The sequence below is a fragment of the Nocardiopsis sp. iso_237 genome (assembly GCF_056173345.1).
In genome coordinates this window covers 21,000-38,968 of record NZ_CM149669.1, presented here as the reverse complement: position 1 = coordinate 38,968, position 17,969 = coordinate 21,000, and the positions used below count along the sequence as shown (strand labels likewise).

Here is a 17,969-nt window from a genome sequence, read left to right as displayed (position 1 = left end):
ACATGGGACGCATCACCGTCGACGCCGAGAACAGTGATCCGGTCGAGTTGTACTACGAGGACCAGGGGAGCGGCCAGCCGGTCGTCCTCATCCACGGGTACCCGCTCGACGGACGATCCTGGGAGCGGCAGACCGCCGTGCTCCTCGACTCCGGGTACCGGGTCATCACCTACGACCGCAGGGGGTTCGGCCAGTCGTCGCACCCCGCCGACGGGTACGACTACGACACCTTCGCCGCCGACCTGAGGACCGTCCTGGAGACCCTGGACCTCCACGACGCGGTGCTCGTCGGGTTCTCCATGGGTACCGGAGAGGTCGCCCGCTACCTGGGCTCCTACGGCTCCGACCGCGTCACGAGGGCGGTCTTCCTCGGTTCGCTCCAGCCCTTCCTGCTCCAGACCGACGACAACCCCGGCGGCGCGGCCCCGCGCGAGTTCTTCGAGGACATCGTCGCCCAGGTCAGGGCCGACCGCTACGCCTACTTCACCGCGTTCCTGGAGGGCTTCTACAACCTGGACGAGACCCTGGGGGACCGGATCAGCGAGGAGGCCGTGCACAACAGCTGGAACAGCGCGGCGAACTCCGGGCCGGTGGCGTCCGCCGCCTGCCCGCTGACCTGGATCACCGACTTCCGCGAGGACGTGCCGCGGATCGACGTGCCCGCGCTGATCGTGCACGGCACCGGTGACCGCATCCTGCCGGTGGACGCCACGGGGCGCCGGTTCGCGGAGCTGCTGCCCTCGGCCGAGTACGTGGAGCTCGAAGGGGCCCCGCACGGCCTGCTGTGGACCCACGCGGACGAGGTCAACCAGGTGCTGCTGCGTTTCCTGGCCACCTGACGTGGGAGGACGCGACCGGAGCGTCCGTCCTCGGCGCACCACCAAGCTGCGTGTGACCGAGGACTTCGACGCACCGCCGGAGCGGGTGTTCGCCCTGACCCTCAGCGAGGAGGGCTTCGTGGACGCGATGCCCCCGGGCGTGGAGGTGCTGGGCTGGCCCGAGCGGTTCGGTGAGGGGGAGGTCCTGGACCTGCGCTGGGGCGTGGCCGGGGTCCACCCCGTGCGCTGGGTCGCGGTCATCGACGCCTACGAGGAGGGCCGTTCCTTCAGCGACCTCCAGGTGCGCGGACCGTTCCGTTACTGGCGGCACACCCACACGGTGGAACCGTACGGCGGGGGCACGCGCCACACCGACCTGGTGGAGATCAGCACCGGACTGGGTCCGGCGGGCGACCTCGCCGCCGCGATCGGCGTCCGCGGGGCCTTCGGGCCGAGACTGAACCGCATGCGCGCCGCCCTGGAAGGGTGAACGTGAGAGCGCCCCGGAGGTGCCGACTCCTCCGGGGCGCTGGTTCCGGGCCTACAGGCGGGCGATCGCCCTCGCCGGGTTCTCCATGGCGTCGGCGACGACGCGCATGAACCCGGCCGCCGCGCCGCCGTCACAGACCCGGTGGTCGAAGGCGAACGACAGCTGGGTGATTTTGCGGACCGTCAGCTCCCCGTCCACCACCCAGGGCCGGTCGATGATCCGGCCGAGGCCGAGGATCGCGACCTGCGGGTGGTTGATGATCGCCGCGCTGCCGTCCACGCGGAGCGCGCCGTAGTTGTTCAGTGTGAACGTGCCGCCGGTGAGCTGGGCGGGGGTGGCCCGACCCTCGCGGGCCATCTCGGTGAGCTCCCTGATCCCGGCGTCCAGCTCGGTGGTGGTGAGCCCGTGGGCGCCCATCACCGCCGGGGCGACCAGGCCCCGGTCGGTCTGCACGGCCAGGCCGAGGTTGACCCCGTCGTACTGGACGAGTTCCTCGCGTTCGGTGTCCACCCGGCCGTTGAGCTCCGGGTACGCGCGCAGGCCCGCGAGCACGAACCGGGCCACGTAGGCGAGCAGGCCGGGGCCGTCGGGGTCGGACTGACGCAGGCGCACCAGCTCGGTGGCGTCCACGTCGACCCACACGGTGGCCTCGGGGATCTCGGCCCGACTGCGGGAGAGCGCGGCCGCGACCGTCCTGCGGAAGGTGCCCATCGGGACCCGCCGGGACTCGGTGAGTCCGGTGCGGGAGTCGACGGCGCCGGGGGCAACCGGCGCCGGGGCGGTGACCGGGGCCGCCTGGGAGGGGACCGCGATCGGGGCGGACGGGGCCGGAGCGGTGTTGGCACCGGCCGCCTCGATCGCGGAGCGTACGTCGCGGCGGGTGATCAGGCCACCCGGACCGCTGCCCTGGACGTCCGCCACGCGCAGCCCGGCCTCGCGGGCCAGCTGACGGACCAGGGGCGAGGTCACCAGTGGCACCCGGCGTGCCGGGGCCGCCTGGATGGGTGTCACCGAGGCCACGGGGGCGGCTGGCCGTGCGGCCTCCGCCGGGCGGTGGCGCGGTCGGCGGCGGCGCCCGGTGCCGGTGGACTCGGGGGTGCCGTAGCCGATCAGGACGTTGCCCGAGCCCGCGCGCTCCTCCTGCCGGTAGCGCTCACCGGCGGTGTCAGCGGAGTCGGGGGTGTCGGCGGGTGCGGACTCCGTCACCGGTGCCTCGGGAACCGGGACCTCCGTGACCGGGGCCGCCTCCGCCACACCGACGCTGATCAGCGGTTTCCCGACCGCCAGCACCTCGCCCTCCTGTCCGTGCAGGACGGTGACCGTCCCGGCGAACGGCGAGGGGACCTCGACGATGGACTTGGCGGTCTCCACCTCCGCGACGGGCTGGTCGAGGTCGACGGTGTCGCCCACGGCGACCAGCCACTTCACGACCTCGGCCTCGGTGAGACCCTCCCCGAGGTCGGGGAGGTCGAACGTACGGGTCGTCACTGGTCCTCCCACTGAAGGTCGTCGACGGCGTCCAGGATCCGGTCCACGCCGGGCAGCTGGAAACGCTCCAGCTTGGGCGGGGGGAAGGGGATGTCGAAGCCGGTCACCCGGCGGACCGGGGCGGCCAGCGAGTGGAAGCAGCGTTCGGTGACGCGGGCGACGATCTCCGAGGCGACGCTGGCGAACCCGCTGGCCTCGGCGACCACCACGGCGCGGCCGGTGGAACGGACCGCCGCGCACACGGTCTCGTCGTCGAAGGGGACGATCGAGCGCACGTCCACCACCTGGAGGCTGCGGCCCTCCTGGGAGGCGGCCTCTGCGGCCTCCATCGCGGTGGACACGGCGGGGCCGTAGGCGATCAGGGTGGCGTCGGTCCCCTCACGGCGGACCACGGCGTGCCCGATCCCGGGGGCGGGGCGGTCGACGTCGACCTCGTCCTTGGCCCAGTAGAGCTTCTTCGGCTCCATGAAGACCACGGGGTCAGGGGAGGCGACGGCCTCGCGCAGCAGGTGGTAGGCGTCCTCGGGGGTGGCCGGGGTAACGACCTTCAGGCCGGGGGTGTGCGCGTAGTAGGCCTCGGAGGAGTCGCAGTGGTGCTCCACCCCGCCGATGCCCCCCGCGTAGGGGACACGGATGACGATGGGCAGGCCGACCCGGCCCCGGGTGCGGTTGCGGGTCTTGGCGACGTGGCTGACGATCTGCTCGAAGGCCGGGTAGGCGAAGGCGTCGAACTGCATCTCGACCACCGGGCGCATGCCGTTCATCGCCATGCCCACGGCCATGCCGACGATCCCGGACTCCGCGAGCGGGGTGTCGAAGCAGCGGTCCTCACCGAACTCGGCGGTCAGGCCGTCGGTGATGCGGAAGACGCCGCCGAGGGGGCCCACGTCCTCACCGAAGACGTACACGGAGGGGTCCTCCGCGAGGGAGTCGCGCAGCGCCCGGTTGAGCGCCTGCGCCATGGAGAGCTTCTCGGTCGCCATGCTCAGTGGCCCTCTCTGCTCAGTTCGTCGGCCAGGAAGGCGGCCTGCTCGGTCAGCTGCGGGGTGGGGGCGGCGAACACGTGCGCGAACAGGTCGGCGGTGTCGGGCTCGACGTCCTGGTTGACGCCCTCACGCATGTGGGCGGCGACCGCCTCGGCCCTTTCCTCGATCTCCGCCTTCCTGGCCTTCGTGAGCACCCTCTTCCTCTTGAGGAAGGCCTCCATGCGCAGCAGCGGGTCGCGGGCCACCCAGGGGTCGACCTCGGCCTCGCTGCGGTAGCGGCTGGCGTCGTCGGCGTTGGTGTGCGCCTGCATCCGGTAGGTGTGCGCCTCGACCAGCTGCGGGCCACCGCCGGAACGGGCGGTCGCGACGGCGCGGTCCAGGACGGCGAGGACGGCGGCGGCGTCGTTGCCGTCCACGCGTTCGCCGTTGACGCCGTAGCCGACGCCCTTGTGGGCGAGGGAGGGGGCGGCGCTCTGCCGGGCCAGGGGCACGGAGATCGCGTACTCGTTGTTCTGCACGAAGAACACGACCGGTGCCTTGAAGACGGCGGCGAAGTTCAGGGCCTCGTGGAAGTCGCCCTCGCTGGTGGCGCCGTCGCCGCACAGCGCCATGACCACGGTGTCCTCGCCGCGCAGGCGGGCCGCGTGGGCGACGCCGACGGCGTGCAGGAGCTGGGTGGCGAGCGGTGTGGCCTGGGGTGCGACGCGGTGGGCGTAGGGGTCGTAGCCCGCGTGCCAGTCGCCCTTGAGGAGGGTGAGGACCTCGACGGGGTCCACGCCGCGTGCGATGACGGCGGCGGTGTCGCGGTAGGTCGGGAAGAGCCAGTCGCCGTCGGCCAGCGCGAGCGCGGCGCCGGTCTGGCAGGCCTCCTGGCCGTGGGAGGAGGGGTAGACGGCGAGGCGGCCCTGGCGGACGAGGGCGCTGGCCTGGTCGTTGACGCGGCGGCCGATCACCAGGGAGGTGTAGGCCTCCAGGAGGCGCTGGGTGCCGGGCATCCGCAGGTCGGCGCCGTCGACCGGGACTCCGGACTCGTCGAGCAGTCGGACGGGCTGCTCGGAGGGGAGTAGGCCCTGGTGTCCAGCCATGCTGCAACCTCCTGTTTCACGCAGGGTTCGCGGAAGATCTGTACAGGGCCATGGTGCTGTTCACGACCATCTGTTCGCTACAAACCGGGAGGAATCGAGAAAATGTCGCGAAAGTTCCCATACTTCGCGTCAGTCCGTCCAGGAATGTGACCCGGGACACCTGCCCCCGTGGACATGTGGCCCACGCCTCACGGTCCGGTGACCCTCGCCGCGTGGACGCCCCGAGCCATCGCCGGGGTGCCCCGGCGTCGTTAGCATGTAGCGGTGCCGCGATCGCCCTGACCTGCGATGCGCCGGGCGCACACCACACCAGCGGGAACACCAGGGGGAACCAGACCGTGAGCGACGAGCGCGAGAACCTGAGCTATGAGCTGTTCGGCACCGCGATGCGCGAGATGGCCCAGGCGATCGCGGACGACGGGTACGAACCGGACATCATCCTGTCCATCGCCCGGGGCGGCCTGTTCGTCGCAGGCGGGCTCGGGTACGCCCTCGACGTCAAGAACCTCCACGTCATGAACGTGGAGTTCTACACGGGTGTGGGCACCACCCTGGACATGCCGGTCATGCTGCCGCCGGTGCCCAACGTGGTCGACCTGAGCAAGAAGAAGGTCCTGGTCGCCGACGACGTCGCCGACACCGGCAAGACGCTCAAGCTGGTGCACGACTTCTGCGCCGAACACACCGCCGAGGTGCGCAGCGCGGTCATCTACGAGAAGCCGCAGTCCCTGGTCAAGTGCGAGTACGTGTGGAAGCACACCGACCGCTGGATCAACTTCCCGTGGTCGGTGGAGCCGCCCGTGGTGCGGCGCGAGAACCAGGTGCGCGACGCCTGACCCCTTCCACGAACGACTCCGGCCCCGAGGCCGGAGTCGTTCGTGGAAGAAGCGGGAGACGCCCACGGGTGTTTCACGTGAAACACCCGCCTCTGGGCCGCACCACGTGGACAGCGTGGTGACATGTCGGTGGGTCGACCTGACGACGAAGCACCAGATCGACATGTCGACGCCGGTGGGACCGCGAGCTGGATGACGGGAGCACGGTCACGGGTCCGCGGAACGTCACCCGCCGGTCATGCGCTCCCCGTCCGCCGACGGTGACCCGGAGGTCGGGCCGTCGGACGGTTCGGCACCGACGGGGACGGACTCCGGGGCTCCACGGCCCGCCTGGCCGTAGGCCATCCGGCGCAGGAAGGTCTCGGCCGGACCACTGACGCCGAACCGGCCCATGATCGCGGCGACCACCACGGTGACCGCCCAGACCCCGGCGCCGAGCAGCACCGACTGGGCGTCGTCCAGACGCGTGGCCAGGTTGAGCGTGTACGGCATGAACAGCGCGAGCCACGCCACGGACTGGAGGAGATAGCAGGTCATGGACCGCTGTCCGGTGGCGGCGAGCGCACTCACGACCGGCCCGCGGCGATCACCGAGGGCCACCGCCACCAGGGCGATCAGGGCCGCGTAGCCGAAGCCGCCCGCGTACCCGGACAGGACGTGCAGCCACTTGGCGCCCACCTGGAGGACGGAGTCCGGCGACCAGACCTGGATCAGCACCAGCATCTGCGGGACGGCGCCCAGCACGGCGAGCGGGACACCGATCCCCGCGATCCGCCGCAGGAACGGGAGGTGCCGCTCGGGTTCCTCCAGGAGTCGGCGGCGGGCCGCCCAGATCCCCACGGTGAAGGGGAACAGGGAGATGGGCAGCATCAGCATGACGATCACCGGCCAGCTCCCGAGCCGGATGAACGGGTCCATGAGCGGGGTGACCTCCATGGCCATCTCCTGCTGGGCCCCGGAGGCGGAGAGCACGGCCTCGGCGGCCGAGTACAGCAGGCTGCCGAGGGACATCCAGACGAGACCGTGGGCGAGCAGGCGGCGGTCACCCAACTGGAGCAGCCCGGCGAACAGCAGCGCGATGAGCCCGTACACGGCGATGACGTCGCCGTGGAAGATCAGGACGGTGTGCAGCAGACCGATGACGATCATCCACCGGCCCCGTCTGCGTAGCAGGGAGCGGACCCAGGGCCACTGCCGTCCCTCGGCGGTGCGGCGGAGGTGGATCCGCGCGACGCCGTAGCCGAACAGCGCCGCGAACATCGGGTAGCCGCGCGACTCCGCGAAGAGCGTCATGAAGCCGGTGACCGCGACGTCCAGGGTTCCTGCCAGGCTGAAAACCTCGCCTCCCGTCGCGAACTGCCGGAACATGTGGGCGTGCACGGTGGCGATGACCAGGAGCATGAGGCCCCTGGCGAGGTCGGGGGCGAGCGAACGTCGGCCGGTTCCCGCCGGGGTGGGCGGCCGATCCGAAGAGAGGGTGGGTGACGAGGGGGTGGATGGCACCGGGGACTCCCGTTCTCACTAGCCAATATTGGATACGATTGCGTATCTAAGAAAATAAGATACAGCCCCGTGTCTTATGAACGGACGGACATGACTGACCAGATGCGGCCAGCCGCCAGGACCACCCGAAGGCGCGGGCAGGAGCTCGTCGACGCCATCCACAGGGCCGTGATCGCGGAGACCGCCGAGACCGGTGTCTCCGGCCTGAGCATGGAGGGGGTCGCCCGCCGCGCCGGGACCGCCAAGACGTCGCTCTACCGCCGCTGGGCCTCACCGGAGGACATCCTGGTGGAAGCGGTCCTGCACCGGTATCCGCAGGAGAGCCCGACCCCCGAGGGGGGCGACCTCCGCGAGGACCTCCTGCGAGCACTGGGGCTCTTCCGCGACCTCATGGGCGAGGCCACACTGGGACGGGCGCTCATGGCCGTGTTCGCCGAGGGCCTGCGCCGTCCCGAACTCTTCCGGCGCATGACGACGGACGTGTACGAACCGCGTGGAGGGCGCTTCACCAGGACCGTGCTGGAGCACTACGCCGCCCGAGGAGAGGTCGATCCCGCCCGGGTCACCGACGTCACCACCGATATCGGAGAGGCCATGATGATCAAGTACTGCGCGGACAACCCCGGTGAGCTCCCGTCGTCGGACCACCTGGCGAGGATCGTCGACGAGGTCATCCTGCCCGCGGTCGGCCGGACCCCGGAACGGTAGCGACGGGCGCCGGGCGCGGGAGGGGCACCGGAACGTGCCGACGAGCCGACATCTCGACCGGTGGACCCGCCGGCTCCGCCGGTCACGCCCGCCACAACCGCCCGACGTCGGGCGTCACGGACCGACCAGGCGGGAGAGCTCCACCCGGGAGCGGATGCCGAGCCGGCTGTAGATGTTACGCAGGTGGTGGTCGACCGTGCGGGTGCTCAGGAAGAGCCGCGCGGCGACCTCCCGGTTGGTGGCCCCGTCCGCCACGTGCCGGGCGATCCGCAGCTGTTGCGGGCTGAGCAGGTCCACCCCGGCGGCCTCGCGCGCCGCCGTGCTGCCGCGTGCGGCGCGCAGCTCCTCCCGGGCCTGGCGCGCCCACGGACGGGCACCCAGCCGGTCGAAGACCTCCATCGCCGTGTGCAGGTGTTCGCGTGCCCGCCCCGGGTGCCGGGAGCGGCGCAGGTGCCCGCCGTACAGCAGCCGGGTGCGGGCCTCCTCGAAGTCGCAGTATCCGGAGGCGTGCAGGTCCAGTGCGCTCTCGAAGTACCGGGTGGCCTCCTCGCCCTCCCTGAGCAGCCCCCGGCAGCGCATGACCTGGGCCCGCGCGGTGTCCTGACCGGTGGCCTCCGCCCAGCTGGCGAAGGTCTCCACCGCCTCGCCCACGCGCACCGCGACCCCACCGCGCACCGACGCCTCCACCAGGTGCGGGGTGATCAGCAGCCGCACCGCCGCGTGGCCGCTGCCCGGCCCGGAACGCGCCAGCGCGCGCAGCCGCATCGCCGCCTCCGAGGTGCGCCCGGAGCCGAGGTCGAGCAGGGCCAGCGCCCAGGCCGCCAGCCCGGCGGGCAGCCCCACGTCGTGCTCACCGGCCCGCGCCAGCGCGGTTCCGGCGTGCTCCCGGCACGCGTCCTCGTCCCCCCGGATCGCGGCGACGAAGGCGAGCGCGCCCCGGTGGTGGCTCGCGCAGTTGTCCTGACCGGACTCCAGGGAGACCCGCAGCCCCTCGACGGCGCTGCCCTCCGCCAGGGACAGCCGACCGAACCACATCTCCGCGTAGGTCAGGAACTCCAGGATCTGCGGGACCAGCGTGAGCGCCCCGGTGCGGCGGGCCGCCGACGCCGCCCGACCGGCCAGGGCACGCGTGCGCACGTGGTCGCCGCGGAGCAGCCCCGCGATCACGCCCAGCACGAGCGCCTGCGGGTCACCGATCCGGTCGGCGGTCTCCACGGCCCGTTCCAGGAGCACGGCGCCCTCCCGGTGACGCCCCTGGAACATGGCGGCCTTGCCGGTCATGTAGTCGAGGACCAGCCGGTCCCACGGCCGACCGGCGCCGTCCCGGCCCCCGGGCGGCTCGGCCACGAGGTCACGGGCCCGGCGCGCGGTGGCGAAGAAGCGTTCGTGGTCACCGGACAGGCAGCTGGCCTCACCCGCCTGGAGCAGGACCCGCAGCGCCGCGCCGGGATCACTCAGGGCCAACCGGTCGGCGGCGGGGCCGAGGAGTTGGAAGGCGTCGATGGCCACACCGGAGCGCAGGTCCATCTCGGCCCGGAGGAGGTCGGCGCGTACCTGGACGGTGTGCGCCCCGACGGCGCGGCCCGGACCCTCCTGGGCCGGGCGCACCCTCGCGAGGACCCGTCTGGCCCGCTCAGGGTCACCCGACAGCCAGGCGGAGCGCGCGGCGTCGGTCAGGCGCAGCCCCCGGAGGGAGGGGTCGGGGGTCAGCCGGGCGGCGTGTTCGTGGAGCAGGGAGGCGGGCGCGTGCCCGCCCCGCTCGACGGCGCGGCGCGCCTCCTCGTGGAGGGCGGCGGCGAGGCGTTCGTCGGGGGCGCCTCCGGCCAGGGCGCGGTGCCAGACGGCGCGTCCGGTGTCCCCGGCGGCCTCGTGCGCGCGGGCCAGGTCCTGGTGGGCGGAGCGCCGCTCGGCGGGGGAGGCGCGGTGGTAGGCGGCGGAGCGGGCCAGCGGATGAGCGAGGTCCGTCCGCGCCCCGGTGTCGGTGAGCAGCCCGGCGCGGCGCGCGGGTTCGAGCGGGTCCGGTTCGGCGGGGTCGGGGTCCGGGGCGTGCGCATCGGCCGCGACCCGCACGAGGGCGCGCCGGGTGGCCCGGGGGAGTCGGGCGAGGGCGGCGGCGAAGACGTCGGTGAGCTCGCCCCGGGAGCGCGGCGGCTGGTCGAGGGCGACGGCCCCGGAGCGCTGTTCGGGGCCGGTCCCCTCCAGCAGTTCCAGGGCGGCGCGGGGGTTGCCCTCGGCGGCTCGGGCGAGGGCTCCCGCCACCGGCGCGGCCGGTTTCTCCCGGTCCGGCTCTCCGCGCGCGTCGGAGAGCAGCTCCAGGACCGCTTCCTCGGGCAGGGGCGGCAGCCGGAGCACGGGGATCCCGGTGAGCCGGTCGGGGTCGCCGTCCCGGGAGCTGAGCAGGACCGCCGCCCCGTCGTGGGTGAGACGCCGGGCGGCGAAGGCCACGGTCTCCCGGGAGGGCGTGTCGAGCAGGTGGAAGTCGTCCACGCAGAGCAGGAGCGGGCTCTGCGCGGCGACCTCGGAGAACAGCCCGAGGACCGCGTTGGCCAGCGGGAAGGCCTCGCCGGGGTCTCCGGTGTCCAGGGCGCGGGTGAGCGTCTCGCGCTGGGCGCGCCGCAGGCGCGGGAGGTGGGGGAGCGCGGGGCGCAGGAGCTGGTGCAGCCCCGCCAGGGGGAGCCGTTCCTCGCCCGGGGCGGCCCGGGCACGGAGCACGGTGAAACCGCGGGCCTCGTCCGCGGCGCGCTCCACCAGGGCGGTCCGGCCCGCGCCGGGGGGACCCGTCACGAGCAGGCCGCCGCCGCGTCCCGAGCGGGCGGCGTCGAGCAGGCGTCGGACGGTGAGCAGTTCGCGGTCGCGGCCGTGGAGGGGCATCGGGCGTGTGAGCGGGTTCACGCTGATCACCCCCTCAAGTTACTCGCCGGTTAAGTCCGAGTAAAGGGACCGGCGATTCAGCCGATGCGCTCCATGTGACCGGGGGCACACAATCGGGTTCCCCGCTTCCCCCACCCTCGGAGGTCACATGAGACGGCTGACCGCCCTCCTGTGCGGACTCGTCCTCGCCCTCACCACGGCCCTCCAGGCCGCCCCCGCCACCGCGAACACCCACACCCCGGTCGTCTTCGTCCACGGGTTCATGGGCAAGGGCGGCCAGTGGGACGACATGCGCGCCGCCCTCGTCGACTCCGGTGTCCCGGAGGACCGGCTGCACGTCTTCTCCTACGACTGGGCCCGGTCCAACACCACCATCGGCGGGCAGTTGGCCGACCACGTCGAAGGCGTGCGCGACCAGCACGGAGTGGACCGCGTGCACCTGGTCACCCACTCCATGGGCGGCCTGTCCTCGCGGTACTACATCAAGAACCTCGGCGGCACGGAGACCGTCGACCAGTGGATCTCCATCGGCGGCCCCAACAACGGGACCGACATCGCCAACCTGTGCCCGTCACCGATCACCCCCTGCCAGGAGATGCGGCACGGGTCGGACTTCCTGAACGGCCTCAACGACGGCGACCCCACGCCCGGCCCGGTCGGGTACACGACCCTGCGCTCGCCGTGCGACATCGTCATCTCGCCCACGGACAGCACGTCGCTGCCGGGGGCCGACAACATCCGGGTGGGCTGCGTCGAACACATCTCGATGATGTGGAACGGCGAGGTCATCGACCACGTGCGCGGCCTCGTCAGCTGACCCGCTTCCAGCTGAGGGCGCCGTGTCTCCCTGTCGCCCTGTCGACAAGGGGACAGGGAGACACGCGGTCGGGGCGGCGGATCACTCCGCCGCCCCGACCGCGCACGCGTCCGGTCCCTACCTGGCGGGGGCCGGGTCGCTGTCGTCGACGTGCAGGTCGACGCCCTGGATGCTCTTCGGCACCAGGGAGACGGCCACGAAGGAGATCACCGACAGGCCGATGATGTAGACCCCGATGGTCCACGAGGCCCCGAAGGAGGTCAGCAGCATCTCCGCGATCATCGCGGCGAAGGCGCCGCCGAGGATCGCGCCCAGGGCGTAGCCGATGGACACGCCCGAGTAGCGGACCTCGGCCGGGAACATCTCGGCGTACAGCGCCGACTGCGGGCCGTAGCTCAGGCCGAAGGTCAGCGTGAAGACGAAGACGCCCGCGAAGTACATGTAGATGTTGCCGGTGTCCACCATGAACCACATCGGGATCGCCCAGACGGACAGCAGGACGTAGCCGAGCTGGAAGGTGCGCACCCGGCCGATCCGGTCGCAGACCCAGCCGCCGTACAGGGTGGACACCAGCCAGCCGAAGGACGCCAGGGCGGTGGCGAGCAGGACCGGGCCCCGGTCCATGCCCAGACCCATCTCCTCCACCGGGCGCGACGCGTAGGTGGCCAGGAAGGCGATCACCAGGTAGCCGGCGGCGTTGTTGGCAACGAAGATCAGTGCGGAGAGCACGACCTCCCTGGTGTTCTTCCGGAACAGCTGGCCGAGCGGAGCGGACGACTTGGCGCGGCGGTTCTGCATCTCCTTGAAGACCGGGGACTCCTCCACGGTCTTGCGGATGAGGTGGCCGATGATGATCAGCAGGAAGGACAGCAGGAACGGGACGCGCCAGCCCCATTCGAGGAAGGCCTCGGTGCCGATGGCGGTGGTGATGCCCCACAGGACCAGGGTCGCCAGGATCATGCCGCAGGGGACGCCGATCTGCGGGTAGGCGCCGAAGAAGCCGCGCTTGTTGACCGGCGCGTGCTCCACGGACATCAGGGCGGCGCCGCCCCACTCGCCTCCGGCGGAGAAGCCCTGCGCGATGCGCAGGAGGATGAGCAGGATCGGCGCGGCCATCCCGATCTGCGCGTAGGTGGGCAGCAGACCGATGGCGCAGGTCGCGACACCCATCATGACCAGGGTGAACACCAGGATCTTCTTACGCCCGAACCGGTCTCCGAGGTGTCCGGCGACGATCGCGCCCAGGGGGCGGAAGAGGAAGGAGATACCGATGGTCGCGAAGGAGAGCACCTGCGCCACGGCCGGGTTGGCGTCGGCCAGCGGCGCCATGAAGAGGGGGGCCAGCACCAGGCCCGCGGCCTGGGCGTAGATGAAGAAGTCGTACCACTCGATGGTGGTCCCGACCATGGTCCCCGCGAGGACCTTGCGCTTCTCCTTGGGATCGAGGGTTCCACCGGGTCCTGGGACCGTGGCGTCGGAAGTCGCCATTGCTGCTCCGTAGGTTCTCTACCGGCCGGGGGGCCGCGTTCTCTGGCGGGCCCGGGTCGTCGGGCACCCGAAGACGGAACGGCGGATACCGGGACAGACCATGAGCCCCAGCACACCATGCCATGTGATGCAGTGCACTTTCTACACCGGGGTTCAATTTTCGCAGCTAGATGCGCATGTACTGACCGAACGGTCGGTGGGGAACCCTTCCTGACGAGGGAGGCTGGCAGCACGCGACGACCCGGTCACGAACCGCAGGCCCCGAAGCCGTCCACCTGGTGAGACATGCCGATCCGCCGACCTGTCGCCGTGTCACCTCCGGCCCTCCTCGATCACCTCCTCCGCTAGGTCGTGTTTTTTGGTTCGTGGTTGAGCCAGAACAGGGCGCTGATCAGTACGGCTCCGGCGCGGTAGTGCGTGGCGAGTTTGTCGAAGCGCGTAGCGACCGCCCGGTAGTGCTTGAGCCATCCGATGCAGCGTTCGACCAGGTTGCGGCGCTTGTAGGCGCCGCGGTCGAAAGCGGGCGGGCGCCCGCCATAGGAGCCGCGCCGCTGTCTCCAGGCCTTCTGATCGCTGCGCTCGGGGATGGTGCACCCGATCCGGCGGCTGCGCAGCAGCCGCCGGATCGCCTTGGAGGAGTAGGCCTTGTCCGCGATGACGCGTTCGGGTCGGCTACGGGGACGTCCGCGGCCCGGCCGGGGAACCCGGATGGTGTTCATGAGCTGGGCGAAGACCGTGGAGTCGTTGGTGTTTCCCGTGGTGATGACCAGGGCCAGCGGTAGTCCGCGCCCGTCGGTGGCCAGGTGAACCTTGGTGCTCAGCCCACCTCGGGAGCGTCCGAGTGCTTGGTCCTGCTTTGTTCTGTGCTCGGTCCCTTTTTTGGTGCGCCGGCGGCGTGCTGGTGGGCGCGCACCACGGTCGAATCGATACTGACCTCCCATTCGATACGGCCGACGGCGTCATGACGGACCTGGACGTGTTCGAGGATTCGGTCGATGGTGCCGTCGTGGGCCCAGCGCCGGTAGCGGCCGTAGACGCTTTGCCAGGGTCCGTAGCGTTCGGGCAGGTCACGCCAGGGGCATCCGGTGGCGAGTTTGTAGATCATGCCGTTGAGCATGGTTCTGTGGTCGTGCCAGCGGCCGCCTCGGCCCTGGTTGGTGGGCAGGAGCGGGGCAATCGTTTCCCAGGCCTGGTCAGTGATCTCGTGTCGTCGAACCACGCTTCCATCACTAACAGCACGGCATCCGCCCCCGCAGCCGAACCACAAAACACAACCTAGACCGTGTTTTTTGGATCATTCCTCCCGCCCGTCGCCCGCCACCACCCTCAACGGACGCCTTCGGCGCTGTGTCCTCGCGTTACCACCAGGCTGCCTCTCACTGCGCCGATGAAGCTCGGACAGCCAAACCCGGGCGGGCCCCCGCTGTGCGACACTGCGGAGCTTGCGTAGCAGCGCACAGTAGGGGCGACGGCCGCTCGCATCGATGGCGGCTCCGCCGCCACCAGCGAAAGCATCCAAAAAACACGGCCTAGATCGTTGATGTGAAAAGTGTGTGCCCTGGTCAGTGGTCGTAAGCGATCAGCGACCGCTTGACCGGGGCGCCGATCAGCCAGTTGTGCCAGATCACCGCGTTCAGCGCGCAGACGCGCTGGCACACCCTGGCCCACAAACCCTCAGTGGTGCGTGCCTGGTGGCGTTCCAACCCGAGTTGGTTCTTCAACGTCCAGATCACCGCCTCGATCCGCTGACGCAACCACCCCGGGAAAGCGTGGTCGGGCTCGTCCTTGCGCGAGGGACGGACCAGAACGTGACCCAGACCAGCAGCGGCCTTCTCGATCCCGGCCCCGGCGAACCCTTTGTCGCACACGATCGGCACCGGCCCCGGCCCGGGGGCGCAGCCCTGCACGTGGAGCAGGTGCAGCGCCTGCTTGCGCTCGTCCAGCTCCTTGGGATGGGCCAGGGAGAACGCGCACACCGACCCCTCGGCAGTGGTGATCAGCATGAGCTTGGCGCCCCAGTAGAACGCGTGGTGGGACTGGTCCATCCCGTAGCCGGCGATCTCGCCCAGGCCGGAGCGGTTGACCGTCACTCGTGAGGCACCGCAGCGCACCGGGGTGCCATCCATCAACCGCAGTTTCTCGTGCCAGGTAGGTGCGACTCGGGCGAGCCACCGAGCTGCTTGGAGCAGGGCCGGGGCCGTCGCACGCAGGTGGCGGTTGTACTCGGACTGGCTGGGCAGACGCGGGAAGAGATGGCCGATGCGTGCTGGTGCGGCGCGCATCCAGTGCCGCTCGGAATCATGGCGCAGCAGGACCTGGGCGATGGCCACACAGACCAGTTCGGCGTCGGTGAGCAGGCGGGGCCGCCCCGCCCGTCGGGGTCGGTTCGCTGAAGGGAGCACCTCATCGTCCAGATGGACGTAGAGTGCTGTCAGAAGGGCGTCGAGGTCTTTGGTCACACTCTGATCCTTGACGCCCTTCGTCATGCCCGCAGGGAGTTCAGGGATTTCACATCAACGATCTAGAGGGCGCGGCGCATCACAGCAGCTCCTTCAGGTAGACACCGGTCCGGCTGTCCGGGACCGACGCGATCCGTTCAGGGGAGCCCTGGGCGACGATCCGCCCGCCCTCCGATCCGCCGCCGGGGCCCAGGTCGACGACGTGGTCCGCGGTGGCCACCACCCGCATGTCGTGCTCGGCCGCCACCACCGTGGCCCCGGAGGCGACCAGGTCCCGCAGGCGGCCCATGAGGACGTCGGTGTCGTGCGGGTGGAGGCCCGTGGTGGGCTCGTCGAGCAGGTACACCGTGTCGGCCACCCGGCGGCGCTGGAGTTCGGTGGCGAGCTTGATGCGCTGGGCCTCACCGCCGGACAGCTCCGTGGCGGGCTGGCCCAGGCGCAGGTAGCCCAGGCCGACGCCGGACAGCGTCTCCAGGGCCCGCCGCACGGACGGTTCCTCGGTGAAGAACCCCGCCGCCTCCTCCACGGACATCGCGAGCACGTCCGCGACCGTGACCCCCCGGTACCGCACGCGCAGGGTGTCGTCGTTGTAGCGGGAACCCCCGCAGGTCGGGCAGGGCGCGTAGGTGGTGGGCAGGAACAGCAGCTCCACGGAGACGAACCCCTCGCCCTCGCAGGTCGCGCAGCGTCCCCCCACCACGTTGAAGGAGAACCGGCCGGGGCCGTAGCCGTGGGCGCGGGCGTCGTCGGTCCCGGCGAACAGCTTGCGGACGGTGTCGAAGAGCCCGGTGTAGGTGGCCAGGTTGGAACGCGGGGTCCGGCCGATGGGCTGCTGGCTGACCCACACCACCCGTCCGTGCTCGGCGGCCTCGTCCGCGATCCCGGCCAGCAGCGTGGACTTGCCCGAGCCGGACACCCCGGTGACCGCGGTGAACACCCCGAGGGGCACGTCCACGTCCAGCCCCCGCAGGTTGTTGCTGGTGACCCCGCGCAGCTCCAGGTGGCCGCGCGACTCGCGCGGTCGGCGTTCGGGCACGGCGTGGTGGAAGAGGTAGCGGCGGGTCACCGACTCCGGGACGTCGCGCAGCCCGGCCACCGGACCGCTGTACAGGACCCGCCCGCCGCGCTCGCCCGCGTCCGGGCCGACGTCCACGATCCAGTCCGCGCCGCGCACGATGTCCAGGTCGTGCTCGACGAAGCACACGGTGTTGCCCCCGTCGCGGAGCCGCCGGAGGATGCCGGTGAGTGCCTCGCAGTCGGCGGGGTGCAGCCCCGCCGAGGGCTCGTCCAGCACGTAGACCACGCCGAACAGCCCGGTGCCGAGCTGCGTGGCCAGCCTGATCCGCTGGAACTCCCCGGTGGACAGGGTCGGCGCGGGCCGGTCCACGCTGAGGTAGCCCAGGCCCAGTTCCTCCAGGACCTCCACCCGGCCGGCGATCTCCCCGGCCAGCGTCGCGGCGGCCCCGGTCCCCTCCCGCCAGGGGCGCAGCAGCACGGCGAGTTCGGCCAGGGGCAGCGCCGCGAGTTCGGTGATGGTCTGCCCGGCGAAGGTGACCCGCAGCGCCTCCTGGCGCAGCCGCCGCCCGCCGCACTCCGGGCAGGTCCGGTTCACCATGAACTCGGCCGCCCTGCGTCTGCGGGCCTCGCTGGCCGAGGAGGCGTACGCCTTGAGCACCAGCCTGCGGGCGCTGCTGTACTTGCCCTGGTAGGGGCGGTGGACCCGGCCCGCCTCCCGGACGGGGTGGACGGTCACCACTGGCTGTTCGTCGGTGAACAGGATCCATTCGCGCTCGCTCCGGGGCAGCTCCCGCCAGGGGCGGCGGATGTCGTACCCGAGGGCGTCGAGGACGTCGCGCAGGTTCTTGCCCTGCCAGGCGCCGGGCCAGGACGCGACGGCCCCGTCAGCGATGCTCAGCGCGGGGTCGGGGACGAGCGAGTCCTCGGTGACCTCGTGTTCGATCCCCTCGCCGTGGCACACCGGGCAGGCCCCGACCACGGTGTTGGGGGAGAAGGAGTCGGAGTCGAGGTGCTCCGCTCCGGGCGGGTAGGTCCCCGCTCGGGACAGGAGCATGCGCAGCGTGTTGGAGAGCGTGGTGAGGGTGCCCACCGTGGACCGCACCGACGGGGCCGAACGCGGCTGGGCGAGCGCCACGGCGGGCGGCATGCCGGTGATGTCGTCCACTTCCGGGGCGGGGAGCTGCTGGAGGAGGCGGCGGGCGTACGGCGCGACCGACTCCAGGTACCGGTGTTGGGACTCGGCGTAGAGGGTCCCGAAGGCCAGTGAGGACTTCCCGGAGCCCGAGACGCCGGTGAAGGCGACCAGGGCGTCACGGGGCAGCTCCGTGTCCACGTTCCTCAGGTTGTGGATGCGGGCGCCGCGCACCCGGATGCGGTCGTCGAACTCTGTCATGTCCTCAGAT

14 protein-coding genes are annotated in these 17,969 nt (G+C 71.5%); 5 read left to right on the top strand and 9 right to left on the bottom strand.

The genetic code is table 11. From position 1 onward, the window contains the following. Window positions 1-2: 2 nt before the first annotated feature. Together AC0VYM_RS00150 and AC0VYM_RS00145 are read left to right on the top strand one after the other, a co-directional pair. Window positions 3-839, top strand: coding sequence for an alpha/beta fold hydrolase (locus AC0VYM_RS00150; protein WP_475457593.1), 837 nt, complete (start codon window positions 3-5; stop codon window positions 837-839). A gap of 52 nt (window positions 840-891) precedes the next feature. After that, window positions 892-1,308, top strand: coding sequence for an SRPBCC family protein (locus AC0VYM_RS00145; protein ID WP_475457591.1), 417 nt, complete (start codon window positions 892-894; stop codon window positions 1,306-1,308). Between the two features lie 51 nt (window positions 1,309-1,359). Here the strand turns inward: AC0VYM_RS00145 and AC0VYM_RS00140 are convergent, their stop codons facing one another. From AC0VYM_RS00140 to pdhA, 3 genes are read right to left on the bottom strand one after another with little or no spacing between them, the layout of a single operon-like run. Further along, window positions 1,360-2,796 (bottom strand): dihydrolipoamide acetyltransferase family protein, encoded by a 1,437-nt coding sequence (locus AC0VYM_RS00140; protein WP_475457589.1) that lies wholly within the window; start codon window positions 2,794-2,796, stop codon window positions 1,360-1,362. Further along, window positions 2,793-3,779, bottom strand: coding sequence for an alpha-ketoacid dehydrogenase subunit beta (locus AC0VYM_RS00135; RefSeq protein ID WP_475457587.1), 987 nt, complete (start codon window positions 3,777-3,779; stop codon window positions 2,793-2,795). Before AC0VYM_RS00135 ends, AC0VYM_RS00140 begins: the two co-directional genes overlap by 4 nt. A 2-nt stretch (window positions 3,780-3,781) precedes the next feature. Beyond that, a complete protein-coding gene (gene pdhA / locus AC0VYM_RS00130) occupies window positions 3,782-4,867 on the bottom strand; it encodes a pyruvate dehydrogenase (acetyl-transferring) E1 component subunit alpha (protein WP_475457585.1) in 1,086 nt (361 codons plus the stop codon). 338 nt (window positions 4,868-5,205) lie between these two features. Here pdhA and AC0VYM_RS00125 point away from each other — a divergent pair, with 338 nt between their 5' ends. Next, complete coding sequence (locus AC0VYM_RS00125) at window positions 5,206-5,703, top strand: phosphoribosyltransferase (RefSeq protein ID WP_475457583.1); 498 nt, start codon at window positions 5,206-5,208, stop codon at window positions 5,701-5,703. A gap of 225 nt (window positions 5,704-5,928) precedes the next feature. Here the strand turns inward: AC0VYM_RS00125 and AC0VYM_RS00120 are convergent, their stop codons facing one another. Then, entirely contained in the window at window positions 5,929-7,206 is a 1,278-nt protein-coding gene (locus AC0VYM_RS00120; RefSeq protein ID WP_475457581.1) for a DUF418 domain-containing protein, read from the bottom strand. A 90-nt stretch (window positions 7,207-7,296) separates the two neighbouring features. Here AC0VYM_RS00120 and AC0VYM_RS00115 point away from each other — a divergent pair, with 90 nt between their 5' ends. Further along, window positions 7,297-7,914 (top strand): TetR/AcrR family transcriptional regulator, encoded by a 618-nt coding sequence (locus tag AC0VYM_RS00115; protein ID WP_475457579.1) that lies wholly within the window; start codon window positions 7,297-7,299, stop codon window positions 7,912-7,914. Between the two features lie 114 nt (window positions 7,915-8,028). Here the strand turns inward: AC0VYM_RS00115 and AC0VYM_RS00110 are convergent, their stop codons facing one another. Further along, complete coding sequence (locus AC0VYM_RS00110) at window positions 8,029-10,815, bottom strand: helix-turn-helix transcriptional regulator (RefSeq protein WP_475457577.1); 2,787 nt, start codon at window positions 10,813-10,815, stop codon at window positions 8,029-8,031. Window positions 10,816-10,933: 118 nt separating this feature from the next. Between AC0VYM_RS00110 and AC0VYM_RS00105 the strand changes: the two genes are divergently transcribed. Further along, window positions 10,934-11,602, top strand: a complete 669-nt coding sequence (locus AC0VYM_RS00105; protein ID WP_475457574.1) for an esterase/lipase family protein — start codon at window positions 10,934-10,936, stop codon at window positions 11,600-11,602. 117 nt (window positions 11,603-11,719) lie between these two features. On the opposite strand, the gene AC0VYM_RS00100 is transcribed toward AC0VYM_RS00105, so the two are convergent. The 4 genes from AC0VYM_RS00100 to AC0VYM_RS00085 form a co-directional block, all read right to left on the bottom strand. Then, complete coding sequence (locus tag AC0VYM_RS00100; RefSeq protein WP_475457571.1) at window positions 11,720-13,090, bottom strand: MFS transporter; 1,371 nt, start codon at window positions 13,088-13,090, stop codon at window positions 11,720-11,722. A gap of 344 nt (window positions 13,091-13,434) precedes the next feature. Beyond that, window positions 13,435-14,309, bottom strand: a protein-coding gene (locus AC0VYM_RS00095; RefSeq protein ID WP_475455515.1) for an IS5 family transposase whose coding sequence is annotated in 2 segments (ribosomal slippage) — window positions 13,435-13,943 and window positions 13,943-14,309 — 876 coding nt in all. Because the reading frame shifts where the segments join, the coding sequence is not laid out codon by codon here. A gap of 343 nt (window positions 14,310-14,652) precedes the next feature. Then, complete coding sequence (locus AC0VYM_RS00090) at window positions 14,653-15,549, bottom strand: transposase (RefSeq protein ID WP_475453480.1); 897 nt, start codon at window positions 15,547-15,549, stop codon at window positions 14,653-14,655. Between the two features lie 79 nt (window positions 15,550-15,628). Next, window positions 15,629-17,959, bottom strand: a complete 2,331-nt coding sequence (locus tag AC0VYM_RS00085; protein WP_475457569.1) for an ATP-binding cassette domain-containing protein — start codon at window positions 17,957-17,959, stop codon at window positions 15,629-15,631. Between the last annotated feature and the right edge of the window lie 10 nt (window positions 17,960-17,969).

Excerpts from the sequence above, each read along its gene's own strand:
- AC0VYM_RS00150 (WP_475457593.1), top strand. The coding sequence starts at position 3 with ATGGGACGCATCACCGTCGACGCCGAGAACAGTGATCCGGTCGAGTTG.
- AC0VYM_RS00135 (WP_475457587.1), bottom strand. The coding sequence starts at position 3,779 with ATGGCGACCGAGAAGCTCTCCATGGCGCAGGCGCTCAACCGGGCGCTG.
- pdhA (WP_475457585.1), bottom strand. The coding sequence starts at position 4,867 with ATGGCTGGACACCAGGGCCTACTCCCCTCCGAGCAGCCCGTCCGACTG.
- AC0VYM_RS00115 (WP_475457579.1), top strand. The coding sequence starts at position 7,297 with ATGACTGACCAGATGCGGCCAGCCGCCAGGACCACCCGAAGGCGCGGG.
- AC0VYM_RS00105 (WP_475457574.1), top strand. The coding sequence starts at position 10,934 with ATGAGACGGCTGACCGCCCTCCTGTGCGGACTCGTCCTCGCCCTCACC.
- AC0VYM_RS00100 (WP_475457571.1), bottom strand. The coding sequence starts at position 13,090 with ATGGCGACTTCCGACGCCACGGTCCCAGGACCCGGTGGAACCCTCGAT.
- AC0VYM_RS00085 (WP_475457569.1), bottom strand. The coding sequence starts at position 17,959 with ATGACAGAGTTCGACGACCGCATCCGGGTGCGCGGCGCCCGCATCCAC.